Annotated in this window: 19 protein-coding genes and 1 tRNA gene; 18 read left to right on the top strand and 2 right to left on the bottom strand. The window is 37.3% G+C overall.

The window, feature by feature from the left end:
* The first annotated feature begins 30 nt into the window (after positions 1-30).
* From ABXZ36_RS06525 to ABXZ36_RS06600, 16 genes are all read left to right on the top strand, one after another.
* Positions 31-804, top strand: coding sequence for a glucose 1-dehydrogenase (locus tag ABXZ36_RS06525; RefSeq protein ID WP_354614689.1), 774 nt, complete (start codon positions 31-33; stop codon positions 802-804).
* 12 nt (positions 805-816) lie between these two features.
* Positions 817-2,043, top strand: a complete 1,227-nt coding sequence (locus ABXZ36_RS06530) for an acyl-CoA dehydrogenase family protein (protein ID WP_354614690.1) — start codon at positions 817-819, stop codon at positions 2,041-2,043.
* Entirely contained in the window at positions 2,036-3,115 is a 1,080-nt protein-coding gene (locus ABXZ36_RS06535; protein WP_354614691.1) for a phosphotransferase family protein, read from the top strand. Before ABXZ36_RS06530 ends, ABXZ36_RS06535 begins: the two co-directional genes overlap by 8 nt.
* Positions 3,116-3,117: 2 nt before the next feature.
* Positions 3,118-3,513, top strand: a complete 396-nt coding sequence (locus tag ABXZ36_RS06540) for a hypothetical protein (RefSeq protein ID WP_354614692.1) — start codon at positions 3,118-3,120, stop codon at positions 3,511-3,513.
* A gap of 22 nt (positions 3,514-3,535) precedes the next feature.
* Entirely contained in the window at positions 3,536-4,291 is a 756-nt protein-coding gene (locus ABXZ36_RS06545; protein WP_354614693.1) for an SDR family NAD(P)-dependent oxidoreductase, read from the top strand.
* Between the two features lie 9 nt (positions 4,292-4,300).
* On the top strand, positions 4,301-5,074 hold the full coding sequence (locus ABXZ36_RS06550) for an enoyl-CoA hydratase/isomerase family protein (protein ID WP_354614694.1): 774 nt from the start codon (positions 4,301-4,303) through the stop codon (positions 5,072-5,074).
* Positions 5,075-5,088: 14 nt separating this feature from the next.
* Positions 5,089-6,093, top strand: a complete 1,005-nt coding sequence (locus ABXZ36_RS06555) for an NADP-dependent oxidoreductase (RefSeq protein WP_354614695.1) — start codon at positions 5,089-5,091, stop codon at positions 6,091-6,093.
* A gap of 44 nt (positions 6,094-6,137) precedes the next feature.
* Positions 6,138-7,115, top strand: coding sequence for an NADPH:quinone oxidoreductase family protein (locus tag ABXZ36_RS06560; protein ID WP_354614696.1), 978 nt, complete (start codon positions 6,138-6,140; stop codon positions 7,113-7,115).
* Positions 7,116-7,147: 32 nt separating this feature from the next.
* On the top strand, positions 7,148-7,885 hold the full coding sequence (locus ABXZ36_RS06565; RefSeq protein ID WP_354614697.1) for an SDR family NAD(P)-dependent oxidoreductase: 738 nt from the start codon (positions 7,148-7,150) through the stop codon (positions 7,883-7,885).
* A gap of 12 nt (positions 7,886-7,897) precedes the next feature.
* Complete coding sequence (locus ABXZ36_RS06570; protein ID WP_354614698.1) at positions 7,898-8,362, top strand: MaoC family dehydratase; 465 nt, start codon at positions 7,898-7,900, stop codon at positions 8,360-8,362.
* 82 nt (positions 8,363-8,444) lie between these two features.
* Positions 8,445-10,268 (top strand): AMP-dependent synthetase/ligase, encoded by a 1,824-nt coding sequence (locus ABXZ36_RS06575; RefSeq protein ID WP_354614699.1) that lies wholly within the window; start codon positions 8,445-8,447, stop codon positions 10,266-10,268.
* A 480-nt stretch (positions 10,269-10,748) separates the two neighbouring features.
* Positions 10,749-10,822 (top strand) — tRNA-Pro (locus tag ABXZ36_RS06580).
* Between the two features lie 226 nt (positions 10,823-11,048).
* A complete protein-coding gene (locus tag ABXZ36_RS06585) occupies positions 11,049-12,254 on the top strand; it encodes a site-specific integrase (RefSeq protein WP_354614700.1) in 1,206 nt (401 codons plus the stop codon).
* 1,258 nt (positions 12,255-13,512) lie between these two features.
* Positions 13,513-14,256, top strand: a complete 744-nt coding sequence (locus tag ABXZ36_RS06590; protein ID WP_354614701.1) for a DUF6090 family protein — start codon at positions 13,513-13,515, stop codon at positions 14,254-14,256.
* Positions 14,257-14,418: 162 nt separating this feature from the next.
* On the top strand, positions 14,419-15,264 hold the full coding sequence (locus ABXZ36_RS06595; protein ID WP_354614702.1) for a DUF6090 family protein: 846 nt from the start codon (positions 14,419-14,421) through the stop codon (positions 15,262-15,264).
* A gap of 47 nt (positions 15,265-15,311) precedes the next feature.
* Positions 15,312-16,085 carry a DUF6090 family protein gene (locus ABXZ36_RS06600; protein ID WP_354614703.1) on the top strand — a complete coding sequence of 258 codons (774 nt, stop codon included), beginning with the start codon at positions 15,312-15,314 and terminating at the stop codon, positions 16,083-16,085.
* Between the two features lie 670 nt (positions 16,086-16,755).
* Here the strand turns inward: ABXZ36_RS06600 and ABXZ36_RS06605 are convergent.
* Both ABXZ36_RS06605 and ABXZ36_RS06610 read right to left on the bottom strand, forming a co-directional pair.
* Complete coding sequence (locus ABXZ36_RS06605; protein WP_354614704.1) at positions 16,756-17,349, bottom strand: hypothetical protein; 594 nt, start codon at positions 17,347-17,349, stop codon at positions 16,756-16,758.
* A gap of 2 nt (positions 17,350-17,351) precedes the next feature.
* Positions 17,352-17,846, bottom strand: coding sequence for an RNA polymerase sigma factor (locus tag ABXZ36_RS06610; RefSeq protein ID WP_354614705.1), 495 nt, complete (start codon positions 17,844-17,846; stop codon positions 17,352-17,354).
* A 129-nt stretch (positions 17,847-17,975) separates the two neighbouring features.
* Between ABXZ36_RS06610 and ABXZ36_RS06615 the strand changes: the two genes are divergently transcribed.
* Both ABXZ36_RS06615 and ABXZ36_RS06620 read left to right on the top strand, forming a co-directional pair.
* On the top strand, positions 17,976-18,860 hold the full coding sequence (locus ABXZ36_RS06615) for a TraB/GumN family protein (protein ID WP_354614706.1): 885 nt from the start codon (positions 17,976-17,978) through the stop codon (positions 18,858-18,860).
* Positions 18,861-18,976: 116 nt separating this feature from the next.
* Positions 18,977-19,486 carry a S41 family peptidase gene (locus tag ABXZ36_RS06620; protein WP_354614707.1) on the top strand — a complete coding sequence of 170 codons (510 nt, stop codon included), beginning with the start codon at positions 18,977-18,979 and terminating at the stop codon, positions 19,484-19,486.
* Positions 19,487-19,671: the final 185 nt, after the last annotated feature.

The raw sequence follows: 19,671 nt of genomic DNA on the forward strand, positions 1-19,671 counted from the left end.
AAAGCCAAAGACCAATAACAAACAACTAAAATGACTATAAAATCAAAATTTAACCTTACGGGAAAAGTGGCCATCGTCACAGGTTCAAGCAAGGGGATAGGACTTTCCATAGCCAAGGGTCTTGCCGAAAACGGGGCCAAAGTGGTAATTAGTAGCAGAAAACAAGAGGCTGTTGATGCCGTGGCGAAGGAGTTTAATGAAGCTGGATTAGAAGCAATAGGAATTGAATGTCATATTGGTGACGCCACCCAAAGGGAGCAACTGATAGCCAAAACGATGGAGGCCTATGGAAGAATAGACATCCTGGTCAACAACGCTGCCATAAATCCGTTTTACGGACCATTGGAATCGGCAGGGGAAGATGTGTTCGATAAAATCATGAACGTAAACGTTAAGGCGCCTTGGATACTTTCCAATTTGGCGCTGCCGCATATGAAAGCCAATGGTGGTGGTAGCATTATCAATATTGCATCGGTTGAAGGTATACATCCCGGATTTCGATTGGGGCTTTACAGTATGACGAAATCTGCGGTGATTATGCTAACGAAGAACCAGGCAAAGGAGTGGGGCCGATACGGCATCCGTTCCAATGTGGTTTGTCCTGGGTTGATTAAAACAAAATTCAGTGAAAGTCTGTGGTCTGATGAAAAACTGGCAGCACAATATACCAGTATCATTCCTTTGAAAAGGGTTGCAGAACCTGATGAAATGGCTGGAATAGTCATGTTGTTGGCGTCCGATGCAGGCTCCTACATGACGGGCGGAGTGTATGCTGCGGATGGAGGTTATTTAATTTCGGGTTAATAAAAATGAACTATGAATTTTGACTACAGCGATAAATCAATAGCACTTCAAGAAAAATTGAAGGGTTTTATGGAAACCCATGTTCACCCTATTGAAAAGGAGGTGGAGTTGTTCCATCAAAATCCAGAAAATAGTTGGAAACGTTGGCCTGGAATGGAAGCCTTAAAACAAAAGGCCAGAGATGCTGGACTTTGGAATGTTTTTCTTCCTGCTTCGTATGGGGAACTTAGTCCAGGGCTTTCGAATTTGGAATATGCCCCCTTGGCAGAAATCATGGGGCGCATCATCTGGTCGTCTGAAATCTTTAATTGTAGCGCTCCCGATACAGGAAACATGGAGGTACTCGCCAAATATGGTACTCCAGAACAACAAGAAAAATGGTTGAGGCCTTTATTGAACGGAGAAATTCGTTCGGCTTTTTTAATGACGGAGCCTGAGGTTGCCTCATCCGATGCCACCAACATTGAAACCGCCATTATTTCGGACGGGAATGACTACATTATTAATGGTAGAAAATGGTGGTCTTCCGGTGCGATGGACCCCAATTGCAAAATAGCCATCGTGATGGGGAAGACTGATTTTGATGCACCGCGGCATGTACAACAGAGTATGATTTTGGTACCTATGGATACCCTAGGTTTAACGATTGAAAGAGCACTGAGTGTTTTTGGGTATACCGATTCGCCTGAAGGTCACGCTGAAATCATTTTGGACAATGTTCGTGTACCCAAATCCAATTTACTATTAGGTGAGGGTAGAGGTTTTGAAATAGCACAGGGTCGTTTAGGTCCTGGCCGTATTCATCACTGTATGCGGTTGATTGGTATGGCGCAACGTTCTTTGGAAATTATGTCGGAACGCACAGTGCAAAGAAAACCTTTTGGTAGAACCTTGGATACTTTTAGTAGTGTAAGACAAGATATAGCCCTTTCTGCCTGTGAGATTGAACAGACCCGTTTGTTGGTGTTGTCCGCAGCTGATAAAATGGATAAAGTAGGAAATAAAGAGGCTAAGGATTTAATTGCCATGATAAAAATAGTAACGCCCCAAATGGCTTTGAGGGTTATAGACAGAGCTATTCAGATTTTAGGCGGAAAGGGAGTTGGGAGTGATACCCCCTTGGCACATTTCTTTGCCGCGGCACGGACGCTACGTTTGGCCGATGGTCCGGATGAAGTTCATATGAGTCAACTAGGGAAAAGTACGATATACAAGTATGTAAAAGATTCGAATGTCTAGCGAAAAAAACTTAAAACCAGTACGGGAAGGGGAGGAAATCAATGAGGTTAAGCTTAAGGATTTTTTGCTAAAACAAGCGTTAATAACCAATGTGAATACCGAATTGAAAGTGAAACAATTCACCAATGGTTATTCCAACCTAACCTACCTAATTCAAATTGAGGACAAGGAATACGTCCTGCGAAGACCGCCCTTTGCAGCGCCCAAACGCGGGCATGACATGGGACGTGAATTTAGGGTACTACAGCAGTTAAATCCTGTTTATGACAAGAGTCCTAAAGTATATGTCTTTAATGAGGATCCCAAAATTATGGGAGCTCCATTTTATATTATGGAGAAGGTCAATGGAGAGATTCTAACGGCTTCATCTGCCCTTAGTAAACAAGTTTCCCCCGAGGAATTTAAAGTCATTTCGGATACTTGGGTCGATGCCTTTGCAGAATTTCACGATATCGATTATAAAGCTGCAGGACTTTCAGAACTGGGAAGACCAGAAGGGTACGTAGAACGTCAGGTACATAATTGGGGCAAGCAGTATCTGGCCGCGGCAACCGATGAAGTGCCGGCAGCACAAAAGGTAATGAAGTGGATGAGTGAAAATCAACCTAAAAAGTATGATCATACCCTTATTCACAACGATTTCAAATATGACAATGTGGTTTTTGAAGATGATAGTTGGAAGAAGATTTCAGCCATTTTAGATTGGGAAATGTGTACACTTGGTGACCCGATGATGGATTTGGGAACGTCACTTGGGTATTGGACAACAGCTAATGATCCAGAGTTTATGAAACAAGGGCTACGCTCCCCAACAGTTATGGAGGGCAATCCCTCACGAATGGAAATCGTGCAGCAATATGCTTTAAAAAGTGGTAGAAATATAGATAACCTAACCTTCTATTTTGCTTACGGACTTTTTAAGATTGCAGTTATCGCCCAACAGATTTATTATCGATATAAACATGGCCATACCAGTGATCCCAAGTTTGCGAATTTAAATAAGGCTTCTGCTCTATGTTGTAATACCGCATGGCAGGCTATTCAGAAAAATCAAATAGATAATTTGTACTAACTATGGACGAGCAATACTATTTGAAAATGAATCCTGGGCAAGTATCAGACTTTGCAAATAACCAATCCAAGGATTCTGTGGTCATGCTAAATATGCTAAAATATAAAGTTCTGGTGCCTGAAAGGGGAATGACGGGAAAGGAATCTTACACCGAATATATGCGACAAGCGACTCCCTTTTTTGTTAAAGCGAATGCGGAAATAGTGTTTTACGGATCGCCAAAGCATATGTTGATAGGTCCTGAAGAAGATACCTTATGGGATGATGTACTTATCATAAAATACAATTCCGTTACCGATTTCATGAACATGATAATGGCCGATGGATATCCTTCAGAATTAAGGGAGCAAGCATTGGAAGATTCACGATTAATTCATTGCACACCTAATCAAAAATAGTAGAACAAGCAAAAACGAAAAAATGAATTTGAAAGACAAAGTAGTGGTGATTACAGGAGCTGGTAGTGGGATAGGGGCAGCCACGGCAAAACTTTTTGGTGCACATAAGGCCATAGTCGTTGTCTCTGATATCAATTTGGAAAGTGCGGAAAAGGTAGCAAGTGAAATTCGAGATGATGGGGGTAAGGCATTGGCCTTGGCAACGGATGTCACCCAGTTTGAGCAGGTGAATGAATTATTGCAGAAAGTAATAGCAAAATATGATAGTCTGGACGTCATGGTGAACAATGCCGGAATAGGAGGCAAACAACAGGCAAAGACTGCAGATCATACCCTTGAAGATTGGCATAATGTAATAGCGGTGAACCAAACCGGCGTATTCTATTGTATGAAACTTGCAATACAACAGATGCTAAAACAGGGATATGGTAACATTGTGAATGTTGCTTCTTTGGCGGGATTAAAGGCTTCGGGAAATAACCTTTCTTATTCCGCTAGTAAATTTGCAGTAGTGGGAATGACAAAATCGGCTGCCTTGGAGTATGGAAGAAAGAAAATCAGAATCAATGCAGTGTGCCCTGGGTTTACCCATTCGGCATTGTTGGAACAATTACTCGCCGCAAGTCCAGATATGGGCGATAAGTTAAAACGAATGATACCTATGGGCAGGTTTGGAGAAGCCGAGGAAATTGCAGAAGCTGTTTGCTGGCTGGCCTCTGAAAATTCCAAATTCATTACTGGGCAAACAATAACCTTGGACGGAGGAACCTCCTTATAAAACTAAATTATGAATACATTAGAACTTACGGAAAAGGAAAACTATGTTATAGTTCAAATGAACCGGGGAAAGGTAAATGCCATAAACCTGGAGATGGTGAACGAGTTAACCGAGGTTTTCAAGAAGTTGGAAGAAGACCCTGCGGTGATGGGCGTAATTTTAACGGGACGACCCCACTATTTTTCTGCAGGATTGGATTTGATTGAATTGTATCAATACGACGAAAAGCAAATACAGGAATTTTTTACTGCTTTTGGAGGGCTGTATCTGCAATTGGTACAGTTTAAAAAACCTTTTATCTCAGCCATAACGGGGCATTCTCCAGCTGGGGGATGTGTTTTGGCCGTTACTAGCGATAATCGTTATATGGCGGAAGGTGACACCTATGTCATTGGCCTGAACGAGGTGGCCGTTAATATTCAAATCAGTCAAAACCTCACAGAAATTTATGCCTTCTGGATGGGTGAGGGTTTAGCACATCGCTATATTTTGGAAGGGAAATTATTGAACGGAAAGGAAGCATTGGCTGCTGGTCTGATAGATGAATTGGTTCCCTTGGATGCTGTTTTGGAACGTTCCGAAAAACAGATGAAGCACTATTTGAAAGCAAATCAGGAAATCTTGATAAATACCAAGAAAAAATTACGGAAGCACCTATGGGATAAACTCGATTTAAATGCGGAGAACGCATTAAAAGAAGCGTCCATATTGTGGTGGAAACCCGAAATTAGAGCCAAGATGAAGGCTTATGTAGAAAGTTTTACCAATAAAAACAAAAAATAGATAAATCAAACAAGATGAATAAACAACAGATATTTGTAAAGAGACCGTTAGGAGCGGCAGATGCTTCCACTTGGTCCTTAGAAACAAACCCTATTCCGGAACTGGAGGAAGGGCAGGTCTTAGTAAAAAATCATTATATCTCTCTTGACCCCGCCATGCGTGGTTGGATGAATGAGGGAAAATCTTATATAGCGCCGGTAGAAATTGGGGCTGTTATGCGCGCAGGTTCGGTAGGCGAGGTCATAAAAGCCAAAAATAACCCAACATTCAAGGTAGGGGATTTTATTTCAGGCCATGGTGGTGTACAACAATATGTTGCAACGGATGGAAAAGGATATTATAAAGTTGATCCAAAGTTAGCACCACTGCCCACGTATATTGGCACCTTGGGAATGCCTGGAATGACCGCTTATTTTGGTATTTTGGAAGTGGGCAAAATTAAGGAAGGAGATGTTGTCGTAGTTTCTGGCGCAGCTGGCGCCGTGGGAAGTATTGTAGGACAAATAGCAAAGATAAAGGGGTGTACTGTAATTGGCATTGCTGGTGGCGCGGATAAGTGTAAATATGTGATTGAGGATTTAGGTTTTGATGCTTGCATCGACTATAAAAATGAAGATGTATCGGCGCGGTTGAAGCAAGAATGTCCAAAAGGGTTGGATGTTTATTTTGATAATGTTGGAGGAGAGATTTTGGATGCTGCTTTGGGAAGATTACGAATGCATGCAAGGGTGGTTATTTGTGGGGCAATTTCCCAGTATAATAACAAGCAAAATATGAGAGGACCAGCCAATTACCTTTCTTTATTGGTGAATAGGGCTACTATGCAAGGGATGGTAGTTTTTGATTGGGCTGAAAGATATGGGGAAGCCGGTCAACAAATGGGTAAATGGATGGCGGAAGGTGCGTTGAAAACCCGTGAGGATGTCTATGAAGGAATAGAGAACTTCCCAGAGACTTATAATCGACTTTTCTCTGGCGATAAATTGGGTAAATTGGTGTTGAAGGTTATTGAGGATTGAGACTATTCTGGATCCATCTAATATAAAAGAGGAAAATATAGAAAATGAGAGCAATACGATGTAAAACATACGGCCCACCCTCTAATTTGAAATTGGAGGAAATAGATTCCCTGCATGCAGGCCCAAAGGAAGTAGTAGTACAGGTGAAGGCCTGTGGGTTAAATTTCCCTGATACGCTAATCATTCAAGGCTTGTATCAATTTAAACCAGAACTACCATTTACTCCAGGAAGCGATATAGCCGGTGTAGTAAAGGAAGTTGGCGATGGCGTGACCCATTTAAAGGTGGGCGATGCCGTTTTTGGCTTTGTGGCACATGGAGGCTTGGCGGAAGAAGTTATCGTGCCAAGAAACGCTTGTTTTCTTAAACCTCCCCAAATGGACTACCCGGTAGCGGCATCCTTTATGATGGCCTATGGCACCTCCTATCATGCATTAAAAGATAGGGCAAAGTTAATGGAAGGGGAGACCCTTTTGGTCATGGGTGCCTCTGGAGGGGTTGGCCTGGCTGCTATTGAACTGGGGAAATTAATGGGAGCCAAGGTAATCGCAGCAGCGTCCACCCAAGAAAAGCTAGAGCTATGTAAGGAGTATGGCGCCGATGAAGGAATTAATTATACCACCCAAGATTTGAAATCCACCCTTAAGGAACTAACGGATGGAAAAGGTGTTGATGTGATATACGATCCTGTGGGCGGCGACTTTTCCGAACAAGCACTTAGAGGCATCGCATGGAACGGTCGATTTTTAGTTGTAGGTTTTGCGACGGGCGATATACCTAAGATACCATTAAATCTTCCCTTGCTAAAAGGAGCATCCATTGTTGGTGTTTTTTGGGGCGGGTTCGCAATGAAATATCCCAAGGAAAATATGGCCAATACCATGACCCTAATGCAATGGCATGCAGAAGGGAAGTTAAAACCACATATTCATAAAATAGTCCCCTTAGAAGACGCTAAAGAGGGATTGGAGGAAATGATGAACCGAAAGGTGAAAGGGAAAATGGTTGTGCAAATCTTATAAAATAATAATAACAAGTAGTGAAACTAAACGATATGAGATTAAAGGATAAAATAGCGATTGTAACAGGAGGTTCACAGGGAATTGGAAAGGCCATTTCCGAACTGTTCGCAAAGGAGGGTGCTACGGTGATTATCATGGATTTGCTTCCCAAAGGCCAAGAAGTAGCCAACAGTATAAGTGCATCCGGTGGTAAGTCAGAATTCCATACCGTTTCGGTAACCGATAAATCGGCTGTAGAAGCACTCTTTGAACAGGTGAATTCCAAATACGGTAAAATTGATATCTTAATTAATAATGCTGGAATAACACGGGACCGCACCTTGGAAAAAATGAGTGAGGATGAATTTGACGCTGTTATCGCGGTGAACCTGAAAGGGGTGTTCATTTGTACGCAGGCAGTTGCACCGTACATGAAGGCAAATACATATGGAAGAATTGTAAGTGCGGCATCCAATGTGGGATTGAGAGGTAATTTTGGTCAAACGAATTATGCAGCAACCAAAGCAGGTGTCATTGCCATGTCCAAGACTTGGACCATGGAACTAGGTAAATATGGAATAACCTCAAATGCCATAGCTCCCGGTTTTACCATGACCGATATGGTCGACAACATTCCGGAGGAACACCTTGAGGCTATCAAGGCAAGCATTCCTTTAAAAACGGTTGCACAACCTATTGATATAGCCTATGGTTATTTATACCTAGCATCTGAAGAGGCACGTTTTGTTTCAGGAATTTGCTTGACCATTGACGGAGGAACTTCACGATAAACAATAGAAAAAATGGCTAAACTGGTTTTAAATGATTTAAAGGAATTTAGTGCCTACGAAGGAAAAGCACTGCCGATGGGGGAGTGGATTACCATCACACAGGAAATGATAAATGATTTTGCCAAAGCCACCTTAGATTTTCAGTGGATACATGTGGATGTGGAAAAGGCAACCCAATATTCCCCTTTTAAAAAGCCAGTTGCACATGGTTTTATGTCGGTATCCCTATTGTCCAAAATGCTAGGAGACCTTCTGCAGGTTAAATCTGTAAAAATGGGAGTGAATTATGGCTTGAATAAGGTTCGTTTTCCAAATGCCGTCATGGTGGATAGCAAGTTGCGATTGCATGGGAAAGTTGCTACTATTGAGGAATATCCCGGAAATGGTGTCAAAGTCACATGGCACTGCTCAGTGGAAATTGAGGAGGCTGACAAACCAGCCTGTGTGGCCGAATTTATTAGTATTATGTTTGAATAATACCTAACCAATACCTTAACTACCCCTTATGAATTAGTACGCTTTATTTTGTATATTCAGGGTTGTTAAAAAAAACCAAACAATGACCAGACTCTTCGATTTACTCGATTATCAATTAAAAAATAATCCGTTAGAAGCTTCCATTAGCGGAAGGAATAAAGATGGAAATTGGGAATCCTACAGCACCCAAAAATTAAAAGACACTGCGGAACAGGCGGCAGCGGGATTACTTAAATTAGGACTTGTGCCAGGAGATAAGGTCGCCATTGTATCCTATGAAAATAGGCCAGAATGGATTATCATGGACTATGCTGTGCAAATGGCAGGAATGATTAGTATTCCCTTATATCCTACTATCAGCGTCTCTGAATATGAATATATTTTAAATGAAGCTGAGGTAAAAGCAGCCTTCTGTGGGGGATTGGATTTGTTTGATAAACTATCGAAAACTCAAAAAGAAGTAGCTACCCTAAAACACATTTACACCTTTGATGGGTTGAACGGTACCCCTTTTTGGGAAACTATTTTTGACACCAAAGGTATTTCTAGCTTAGAAAGTATCCAATCCAAAATCAACGGAGAAGATATGGTTACGATAATCTATACCTCGGGAACAACGGGAAAACCGAAAGGAGTTATGCTGAGTCATGCCAATATTATGCATGTTGTTACAGCCACCTCAGAATTACTAGTTGCTAAACCCCAAGAAAACGTATTAAGTTTTCTTCCACTATGCCATATCTATGAAAGAGCCGTTTCTTTTTGTTATTGCTTTAAGGGAGTTTCGGTATTTTTCTGTGGGACAAACAATTTAAGTGGACCGGATGGGGATTTGGTAGCGGTTCGTCCAGTCGCCTTTACAACAGTTCCTAGGTTATTGGAAAAGATTTATGAGGCTATTTATAATAAAGGATTGGCATTGGAAGGTGTTAAAAGAAATTTATTTTTTTGGGCTTTGGACCTAACCGATGATTACGAGATAGACCAGCAGTTATCTATTATGGCAAGTTTGAAATGGAAGGTGGCAGATACATTGATTTTTAGTAAATGGAGGGCAGCTTTAGGCGGTAATGTAAAGCAGGTCATTACTGGTGCCGCCCCTTGCCCCGTTAAAATATTACGTGTTTTTTGTGCAGCAGGTATCCCTATTAGAGAAGCATACGGGTTAACGGAGACCTCGCCGACCTTAACTGGTAATAGCTTGGAGCCAAATGGCGCAATGATTGGAACGGTTGGGTATGCCATTGATGGCGTGGAGTTGTTAATCGATACAAATTCTGGAGAGTATAAGGAAGATGAAGGAGAAATTTTGGCCCACGGCCCAAATGTGATGCTAGGGTACTATCAAAAACCTGAAATAAATGCCGAGGTATTCCAGACAATTAATGGTAAAAAATGGTTTTGTACAGGTGATATCGGAAAACTTATTAAAGGACCTGATGGAAGAGAATTTCTTAAGATTACGGATAGGAAGAAAGAATTATTGAAAACTTCAGGGGGCAAGTACGTAGCTCCTGCACCTATTGAAAATCGGATCAAGGAAGATTTTTTGGTTGAACAGATGATGGTGATAGGGGATAAGCAAAAGTTTGTTTCCGCTTTGATACTACCTTCAGAAGAAGCACTAAAAAATTGGTGCCTCCATAAAAAAATGGAGTGGACCACCTTAGAGGAAATGATACGGAATGAAAAGGTAATCCGGAAATATCAGAAAGTAATTGATAGTTACAATCCAGAATTTGGTCATATAGAACAGATAAAGAAATTTAAACTTATAGCCACTCCTTGGTTGCCCATTCATGAAGATGGGTCTTTGGCAGAACTTACACCTACCTTAAAACTTAAAAGAAGGGTAATAAGAGAAAAATATAGTGAGGAAATTGCTGCTATTTATGGGGAAGCGTAAAAACTATACTTGATGTGCCGATGAATTTTTAATTATGCCCGTCATAAGCTTCATATTATTTGGTGTTAGATTCTTTTCTCTCTGCACGAATATAGGTCATTGACCCAAGCGGTAGCATGAAAGGTTCTGCATATAATGTATAGATTACTTGTAGTATTTGGCTTATAGAACATTGCATGTTCTTGGTTCCATGCCGTAAATGCATGTGATACTACCAATTTCTGTACGGTGATTATGAGTTACTAGGTAGGAGTGATCAAAAATAAGGCAATCTACAATGCAAGAGCGCTTACTAATACTAGAAAGACAAAGGACAATCCGAACAATTTTAGAATAAAGCAGACTATCAACTAAGATTAAATCGCAACATTGTTGGAGAATATAATTAAGGAAGGAAAGTAACCGAAAGAGAATCTTTTTTATTTTTACAAAAAGAGCATTGTAAATAGTCTGTATCTTATTATTTTTGCAAATCGGATTCGGGATGTAGCGCAGCCCGGTAGCGTACACGCCTGGGGGGCGTGGGGTCGCAGGTTCAAATCCTGTCATCCCGACTTTTTAACATACCAGAATATGTTATATAAAAGGTAATTATATGAAAACCATATAGTTACCTTTTTTTGTGCTCTGATTTAACACAATTAGCTTCATTATAATCGTGAGTTAATCGTGAGTTAATCGTGAGCTTTTTTTTTGTATTTTAGGGACAGGATTTGCCATTGGCAGATGGGTAGTTTGACTTTCGTATAAAATCATTGTTTCATTTAAAAAGCATATACGATGCGAACGAACCTAACATTCTCCATTTCTTTTTTTGTCCGTAAAAAGAAAAACAGTGCCGAACTAGCCTTGTTGTATTCCCGTATCACCGTGAACGGCTGGTCAAAAGAGATCAGCTTGAAACACGACCTTCCGTTGAACAAGTGGAACCAACCCGCCGGAAAGATGCTGGGCAACGGTGCCAAAAGCCAACTGGTCAACAGGAAAATAGAAACCACAAGGACGGGACTTTACAAGGCCTACGAGGACCTTTTTAAGGAACAACGAATCATCACTGCGGATACAGTGAAGGACAGGTACCTTGGTAACGATGTAACCAATCACACTTTGGTTTACCTGCTGGATTACCATAACGGTAAAATGAAAAACGTACTGAAATACGGGACTTTGAAAAACTATACCACCACATCCAAATACCTAAAGGATTATCTTAAGATCAAACATAAAAGTCTGGATATATATCTCAAGCAGATCGATTATGGGTTTACCTTGGGTTTCGAGGGATTTTTACGGGAAAAGCCCTCCTTGCACAACAATGGCGTTATGAAGCATATGGAACGTTTCAAAAAGTTGATGCGCCTAGCCCTTCATCTGGAATGGATCGAAAAGAATCCGACCCTGCGTTTCAAGCTGCGTTTCGACAAGGTAGACATGGTCTACCTGGACCGGCAGGAATTGGAAAGGATCTTGGACAAGGAATTCGAACAGGGTACCTTAAAGGTTACACGGGATATATTTGTATTTGCCTGTTACACCGGACTGGCCTATGCAGATGTTAAGGCTTTGAAACAGGATCACTTACGGACTGGTATCGATGGAGGTAAATGGATATACATGCGAAGGAGGAAGACCGATACCCAGGTCAGGATACCCCTTTTGGAAGAGGCGCAGATTATTTTGGAGCGTTACCGGACACATCCCAAGGTGGACAACCAAGAGATCCTATTGCCCGTTTACTCCAATCAAAAGACCAATCAATATTTAAGGGAGATTGCCGAGGCCGTAAACCTTGGGAAAAGGTTGAGTTTCCATGCGGCACGGCATACTTTTGCGACTACGGTTACCTTGGCGAACGGTGTACCTATAGAAACGGTATCCAAGCTCTTGGGGCACCATAAGATCTCGACCACACAGATCTATGCACGTGTGGTCGATACGAAGATATCGAACGACATCAACGCCCTGCGAATTAAGTTGAAGACATAATGGAAGAGTCAATTATATCTATAGTTTTTGCATGGAGGATTAGCTCGCTGACGGAGCGTGCCATTCACCACGTTTCCCTACATTACGCGAAAAACTCCATTCCGTGAAAAGAGGTTCACTACATAGTCTTTGACATCATCCCGAAAAGAGGATCAAGTCCACTCGCCCACATCAGGTTGAAGCATACGTTATTGATTCTTCCATGGATAAAAACAGGCTAGGTTCCATAGGCCCCTTACCAAGGAACCGTTTCCCATTGTCCAAAGGATCAAGATCCGCTTGGGGACGCTTTGCATAACCTGGCTCGCACACTCGCTCTTTTTATAAAAGCTTTGCCCAAATCGGTTCTTGGAAGGGGAAGGACCATAGAGAAACGCATACGGCACTATGGGAAGTAAAGGGAACAAAAAATGAAGACTTAACCGTTTTTCGGTTCTTGAAAGTCCAAATAAAAAAAAGGAAGCTGAGTTACGCGAATCATAAAAAAGATGAAAGCGCACCGGATATAATAAGTAATGGGTGTTTTTGTCTCCATTTATTTTAATACCGTTTGCCACCAAAAATAATGGTAAGAATTTGGATTGAATTGGAAGTTGAGGGCTACCGTTTTTGGGAGCGAAGCAAATAAAAAGGAGTAGCAAGAGGATAACACGCTGCGCGATGTTAGTGGCTCCTTTTTATTTATAAATAACTGTATTACAGGTGTTTATAATTATTCGAAATTCCAAACCTTCTATGATTTGCGTCAAATGACCTGTGAAAGCCCATTTTTAGTGAAGTATTTGCGTCAAATGTTTTAAATGAAACGAAAAACCGGACCGTCAGTTCCGGGACTGGTGCACGGAAGCCCTGGTTATTGGAGAAGGAACAAAACAGCCAAAATTTTGACCTTTTGACCTTTTTTATTTTTCACTAGCCTTTTATTTTCTTATTCAGGATGGTGCTAAAAACGCTGATTGAAAAGGCCGGAATAGGACCGCCATACCCTAGGACAATGCTTAATATCTATTCGCCTGAAAATGGCCAAAGTATAATGGCAGTTCAGGAAGTACTTGGACACAATAGTCCCAATACAACCATGATTTAAACCCCTGTTAGTAAGACCAGTCTGGACAAGATAAAGAACCCTTTAGATGATTTTGATGTGTAAAATAAAGAACGACACTATTCATCGGTTTTATTCTTATATTGGTGGTATATAGATGTATTTTACATCTATATAAACAAGTTAGCCTTTATTGTGACCAACCAATAACCAATGATAAAATTCTTTAGAAAAATTAGACATAATTTACTCTCAGAAGGTAAAACTGGAAAATATCTGAAATATTCTGTCGGAGAAATTATTCTTGTAGTTATTGGAATTTTGATTGCACTTTCAATTAATAATTGGAATGAGAATCGAAAAGAAAAACTAGTGGAAATCGAAATTTTAGAAGGTGTCAGGGCTGATATATTAAAAGACACAATTGACATAAACTTTAATATTCGTAGCTATGAAAAAGCAATTGAACAAAATAAGAACCTTGTTGATTACTTAATAAAAAAGAGGGAGTTAGATAGTACGTTTATTGATCTTTTGTGGCAAAATTCGAATAGTGACTTAATTTTAACTCTTCATAATTCATATTTTAGTGAAGCAAAGCAAAAAGGACTTTCAATTATTTCAAACAAGCTTTTAAGAGAGAAAATTAATCGTCTTTATGAGTTTGATTACATCAATCTGTTATCCATTGAAAATGAGCTTAAACGATTTAAAAAATACGACGAATTAGTCACTAACCGGACAGACCGCATTTTTATATTTGATGATTTTGGAAAATTAAATATCCAAAAAGAATCATATGAAGAATTATTATCAGACCATAATTTTAAATATTTAATAATTCTGCTTAGAGTTAATAATAAACAAATGCTGGATGAATTCTATTTACCAACAAAAGGAAGTGCATTAAAAGTTGTTGAAGCGATAGAGAAAGAATTAATTGAATTAAAAAAATAACGAAAGGCTAACAACGTATATAATTTATGGCTCAGTTGGTTAAATGAATTTCAATTCCTACATTTAAAAACCTCCCCCATTAAAAAACAATAATATGATTTGTCGCTTCGCCACAAATCATATACAAGACCGTTGTGCTTCATTATGACCAACCAATAACCAATGATAAAATTCTTTAGAAAAATTAGACAAAAAACTCTGACTGAAAACAAATTCGGTAAATATTTACTTTACGCAATAGGCGAAATCATACTTGTAGTTATTGGAATTTTGATTGCTTTACAGGTTAATGAATGGAATAATGACCGAAATAAAAAGAAAGCAGAAGAAATAGTTTTAATACAGATTAAGAGCGATTTAGAAAAATCGACAATAGAACTACAGGAAATGAAAGCGTATCATTTAGGTAGAGCAACAACATGCGCCAAGATACTTCGTGCTTTTTGGAAAACAGAACCAACATACGATTCTATAGCATATGATTTACGAGGAAGCCGAAGTACTATAAAATATAGCCCAATATTAGGTAATTTAAAATCACTAATAAATTCAGGGAATATAGATTTAGTAAGCGCCACAGCACTTAGAAATGACATAGTATCCTATGTTGAAAAAGTAGAAAGTCAACTTGTAGATCTTACAAGAATTGAAGAAAGTTATTTTAGAAATGGAGTCGAGATGGTTGATGAAATTATGCCTAATGGTGTTTTGGACAAGGACTATTATATTAAAGAGCTTGAAAAAGTAGATGACATAAAAAATAGACCTCGTTGGTATAATCCTGATATTGAACCTTCGCCAAACAAATCCCAGAATATAGATAGAGTGCCTTTTAAATCAGATTTGAATGAATTATTTCAAAACAAACAATTTTATAATGGCTACAAAAAATTGTGGACACATCAATTTAATAGTTATAGGATATATGATGAAATACTTGTGATTACTAATGACCTCTTGGATAAACTGAACAATGCCAAACAAGTACAAAATTCAGAAAAAAAATAACGAAAGCACAACAATGGTTGTGCTTCATTATGACTAACCGCTAACCAATGATAAAATTCTTTAGAAAAATTAGACAAAACTTGCTAATAAAAAACAAAACTGGAAAGTACTTTAAATATGCTATCGGAGAAATTGTGCTGGTTGTTATTGGAATTTTGATTGCCCTCTCTATTAACAATTGGAATGAGGGTAGAAAATTAGAAAACGATAAGAAAAAACTTATGCACGCCCTGAAACAAGAATTTTCGACTAATAAAGTAGCTTTAGAGAATCACTTGTCAGGATTGAATAAACATAATTCTCGGCTAAATAAAGTTATTAATTTTTCTGCAAGTGCAATAGAATTGCCAATAGATAGTCTAAGACTCTATTCTTCTAACTTGGATTTCCCATTAACCTTATCATTATTAAACTCTGTTCAAGAGGGAACTATATCATCAGGTAAATTTGAAATGCTAAGTGACAGCTTAAAGCACACGATAAATTTGTTAAGGGATTTCACAATATCTAGAAAGGAGATAAGTGATAAATTGCGCGATTTGACAACTATTAGTAATAGTATCGATACTGATTTAGTCTTAAGTCTTTCAGCTTATCCAGATATCCCCGAAGTGTATTATGTGCAAAAACCAACATCAATGCACCCAGATTTTATAAAAAATGATGACGAGTTGGTTAATCTAATAAAGTCGTCTAAAACATATTCGAAATTATATCAAATTTATTATTTCAACACTTTGGACGAATTATGGATTAAATATGGCTTACTAAGATTAACCAATGAAACAATCATACTCATTGAAAAAGAATTAAAAAAATAACGCAAGCACAACACCGTGTATAAAAAATAGCTAATAATTACTTTCAGAGAGGTTCATGCTTATTTACAAAGACCGCCAAATTTTTAAATTTGGCTTTTAGAATAGAAAAGATAAAAACAAAAGATAAAAATTCGGCTCTGTGTTAATCCGAAAAGTTAGCGTCTTTTTACACGCTACGTTTCATACACAAACCGTTAGCAAAAATTTGAATCAACCTGTGAAATATATTTTATTAATCTGTCTTTTCTTCCTTTTAAAAACACATTTAGTTAAATAAATGAAAAGGGGAAAAATGAGAGTTTCATTAAAATTTGGGGCTTATTAAAATATTATAAACCCGAAATAAGTGACGGAAAATTTAATTTCAATAAAGAATATCAAAAGTTGGAATTAATTGAGACAAAGGAAGCTTTTGATAAAAAAAATTATGGCCGGTGAGAGAGTATTACCGTGGCATTAACAATTTTAAATGATGATTTTATTCAAATACAAAATCGTTTATCGTTAATTTTAAAAAGATCAATTCAATTAACTCAGATTATGTAACTATCGGTGATACTCAAATTCCTATAGGTTTACAGTTTAAAAAAGTGCTACTAGATAAAATGAAAACTAGTTTAATACCTCAAAAAGTATAGGCAATACTTCAACTTCTCTTTTAGTTTTAGAGCTACTCCGAATCTAAATTTTTAATTGCTTTGTTCACTTCTTTTAATGCGCGATAATACACTTTATGTAAAACGAATAATGACATAAAAACGTATAACAATATCCCAGTACCAAAACCAACAAATAATCCCGAGTGTTCTTTAAAAAGAGATAGGGATAATAAATTTATTGAGTTAAAATATGAATTTATTCCTATAATATATAAAGTAGGCACTAATACAAGTGCTGTAAATAGAATCCCGTAAAGATTAAATCGAATATAATTAGTTAGAATATTGGAAGTCTCTTTAAGGTAGTTTTTTAGATTAAGTACAAATCTATTTTTTTTAATTCTCTTAAGAAATTTAAAACTCATATACGCAGAGAATAATACGATTAGGATAAGAATAATTGCTAATTCATAAAACCCTATATATAGATAAATACACAATATAAGCACGCTCAAGGGAATACTAATTCGAGATATTGTATTTATCCTCTTTTCGAAGGCAATAAATATATCAATGCTTTTATGATCTTCAACCTTAAAAGAAGGTTCTTTCTTTATAAATGAAGATGAAATAGCACCTTCATTCCATAGTTCTTTTATATCCATAATTAATCAGCTTTTAAAGCTATTATTTTTTTTAGTTTATTCTTTGTTCGATTTATTCGAGCTCCAATATTTGTAACCGTGATTCCTAAAATTTCAGCCATTTCTTTATAGCTTTTATCTTCTAAAAATAATATGATTAGAGCTCGTTCTGCAGGTAAAAGTTCTCGTATAGATGCATAAAGTAGTTGAATACTTTCTTCTTTATCATTAGAATTATTATCGACAATATCAATGTATTCAAAATTTGAAGTTTTAATATTTCGCTTTTTTCTTTTAAGTTGAAGAAAGCATACGTTTAATGCGACTCGATATACCCAACTAGAAAGTTTTGAGTCCCCTTTAAAAGAATCAATCGATCTCCATAACTGGTAGCATACTTCTTGATAATAATCTTCAAAATCTTCTCTATTATCCGTATAACTATAACACACTTTAAAAATCACGTTGTTGTATTCTTTTATAAAAGCATCGAAGTTCTGACTCTTTTTTTTATTCACATTATATAGTTTGTTCAATATATAAGTTTATCATTTCATCAATTTATTACACTTTTAAAAATTTATATTTTTAGTGTAATAAATGCTGAAAACAAATAACCTATGAGGTAAATATAAAACCTTTTAATTATGAATAATTATTTGAATACCTTAAAAAGAATTGCTTTCATCTTATTCCTTACAATTACTTTTTTAATTCCTAAAAATGGATACTCCCAAGAGGTTTCTCAAAAGCCATATTTGTTATGGAAAGTAAGTGGAAATGATTTAGCAAAGCCTTCCTACATTTTTGGGGTAAATGGTGCTTATAAAAATTCAGAAATGATTAGTGAAATAAATGAAGTGTTGAGAACTACCGAACAATTGGTATTAGACTTGAAGAAGGAGAATACTCCTGAAGAGGCTTCAAAAATTAAACAATTAATTGTAAATGAGGCAGGAGCAAAATATTTTTATAATCAATTTGATAAAGCTACTCAAAAAAAGTTAGATGACTTCTTCGTTACACATTATGGAGCTGATTTTAAGAGACTAAGCGCATACAAGCCTTTTATGATAAGTAATTTAATTGAATCTAAAATCATTCCTCCTTATGATATTACTGCAGAATTGGCTGATTTTTCAAAAACGCATCATCAAACTATTATTGGTTTAGAAACTATTGAGGAACAAATAGAAGAATTTGAAAAAGTACCACTTTCAGAACAGGTAAAAACAATTACAGAGTTTATAACAAATCCAGAAATAGCGAAAGAAAGATCTGATAAGATTATAACATATTATAAAAATCAGGATATTAAAGGCATTTATGGAGAATTGGAAGAATTTGAAGATACAGAAATGGAAAAAATTATGCTAGAGGCACGTAATATTAAATGGCTGCCACAATTAACAAGTTTAATGAAAGATAAATCTTCTTTTATAGCCATAGGAGTTACCCATATGCTACCATTTAAGAATAATTTAAAAGACTTATTGGAGACAGAAGGCTATACAATAACCTTAGTTAAGTAATAATGTTCAATACGATGAAAAACGAGCTGTAATCATTTTTACAGCTCGTTTTTTAGTTTTTAAGAAATTATTCTATGCCCTTTTTATTCTGCTTACTTTTCATAACAAACCCTGTAATGACCGTAATTATAGATTTGAGAAACTATCCAAAAAATATTGGCGCATCAGAGATAGTTAAGCGCCTTTATCCAGAAAAAACCACATTTCTAAAAGCACTTAAATCAATAGAACCGACTTATGGCGATTTTGTTTCAAATACAGCTTTGAGTATCATAAACAATCCTTTTGAAGCTGGGAAGAGTCATAAAGCATATTTTAAGGGAAAAGTAGTCCTGTTAGTCGATCAAACAACGGTAAGTAAAGCAGAGTGGATGGGAATGAATATTCAAGCATCACCAAACTGTATAACTATTAGAGAACAAACTTTTGGCGCGGTGATGAATAGAAATCAAATACTTCTCATCGATGGTACCACAATCGACTTTACAGGAGCAGGAGCATTTTATCTAAATGATCAAAGCGTACAACGAAAAGATTTAAAATTAGATTATGAAATAAAAGAGAGTGCATTACAGGATGACAATAATTTATATATTGAAAAAGCGACAAAATTGATTGATCAATAATAAAAAACTTTTGCTAACAAGGCCTATAATCCATTGTTTAGCATATTTACTACAGTTCAAAAGTTTTCGTACATTTAATCCGGAACGATTCCCAGCTCGATTTGATTAACATCAAATCTCAACAACGGAATCATAGGTACTGTGTTAAAAAACAAGTTTTTTCTTTAAAATATTAGGAAACAAAT

Source organism: Sediminicola arcticus (assembly GCF_040566695.1).
Lineage (GTDB): Bacteria > Bacteroidota > Bacteroidia > Flavobacteriales > Flavobacteriaceae > Sediminicola > Sediminicola arcticus.

Coding starts and splice junctions, on each gene's coding strand:
- ABXZ36_RS06525 (WP_354614689.1), top strand. CDS start 31: ATGACTATAAAATCAAAATTTAACCTTACGGGAAAAGTGGCCATCGTC.
- ABXZ36_RS06530 (WP_354614690.1), top strand. CDS start 817: ATGAATTTTGACTACAGCGATAAATCAATAGCACTTCAAGAAAAATTG.
- ABXZ36_RS06535 (WP_354614691.1), top strand. CDS start 2,036: ATGTCTAGCGAAAAAAACTTAAAACCAGTACGGGAAGGGGAGGAAATC.
- ABXZ36_RS06540 (WP_354614692.1), top strand. CDS start 3,118: ATGGACGAGCAATACTATTTGAAAATGAATCCTGGGCAAGTATCAGAC.
- ABXZ36_RS06545 (WP_354614693.1), top strand. CDS start 3,536: ATGAATTTGAAAGACAAAGTAGTGGTGATTACAGGAGCTGGTAGTGGG.
- ABXZ36_RS06550 (WP_354614694.1), top strand. CDS start 4,301: ATGAATACATTAGAACTTACGGAAAAGGAAAACTATGTTATAGTTCAA.
- ABXZ36_RS06555 (WP_354614695.1), top strand. CDS start 5,089: ATGAATAAACAACAGATATTTGTAAAGAGACCGTTAGGAGCGGCAGAT.
- ABXZ36_RS06560 (WP_354614696.1), top strand. CDS start 6,138: ATGAGAGCAATACGATGTAAAACATACGGCCCACCCTCTAATTTGAAA.
- ABXZ36_RS06565 (WP_354614697.1), top strand. CDS start 7,148: ATGAGATTAAAGGATAAAATAGCGATTGTAACAGGAGGTTCACAGGGA.
- ABXZ36_RS06570 (WP_354614698.1), top strand. CDS start 7,898: ATGGCTAAACTGGTTTTAAATGATTTAAAGGAATTTAGTGCCTACGAA.
- ABXZ36_RS06575 (WP_354614699.1), top strand. CDS start 8,445: ATGACCAGACTCTTCGATTTACTCGATTATCAATTAAAAAATAATCCG.
- ABXZ36_RS06585 (WP_354614700.1), top strand. CDS start 11,049: ATGCGAACGAACCTAACATTCTCCATTTCTTTTTTTGTCCGTAAAAAG.
- ABXZ36_RS06590 (WP_354614701.1), top strand. CDS start 13,513: ATGATAAAATTCTTTAGAAAAATTAGACATAATTTACTCTCAGAAGGT.
- ABXZ36_RS06595 (WP_354614702.1), top strand. CDS start 14,419: ATGATAAAATTCTTTAGAAAAATTAGACAAAAAACTCTGACTGAAAAC.
- ABXZ36_RS06600 (WP_354614703.1), top strand. CDS start 15,312: ATGATAAAATTCTTTAGAAAAATTAGACAAAACTTGCTAATAAAAAAC.
- ABXZ36_RS06605 (WP_354614704.1), bottom strand. CDS start 17,349: ATGGATATAAAAGAACTATGGAATGAAGGTGCTATTTCATCTTCATTT.
- ABXZ36_RS06615 (WP_354614706.1), top strand. CDS start 17,976: ATGAATAATTATTTGAATACCTTAAAAAGAATTGCTTTCATCTTATTC.
- ABXZ36_RS06620 (WP_354614707.1), top strand. CDS start 18,977: ATGACCGTAATTATAGATTTGAGAAACTATCCAAAAAATATTGGCGCA.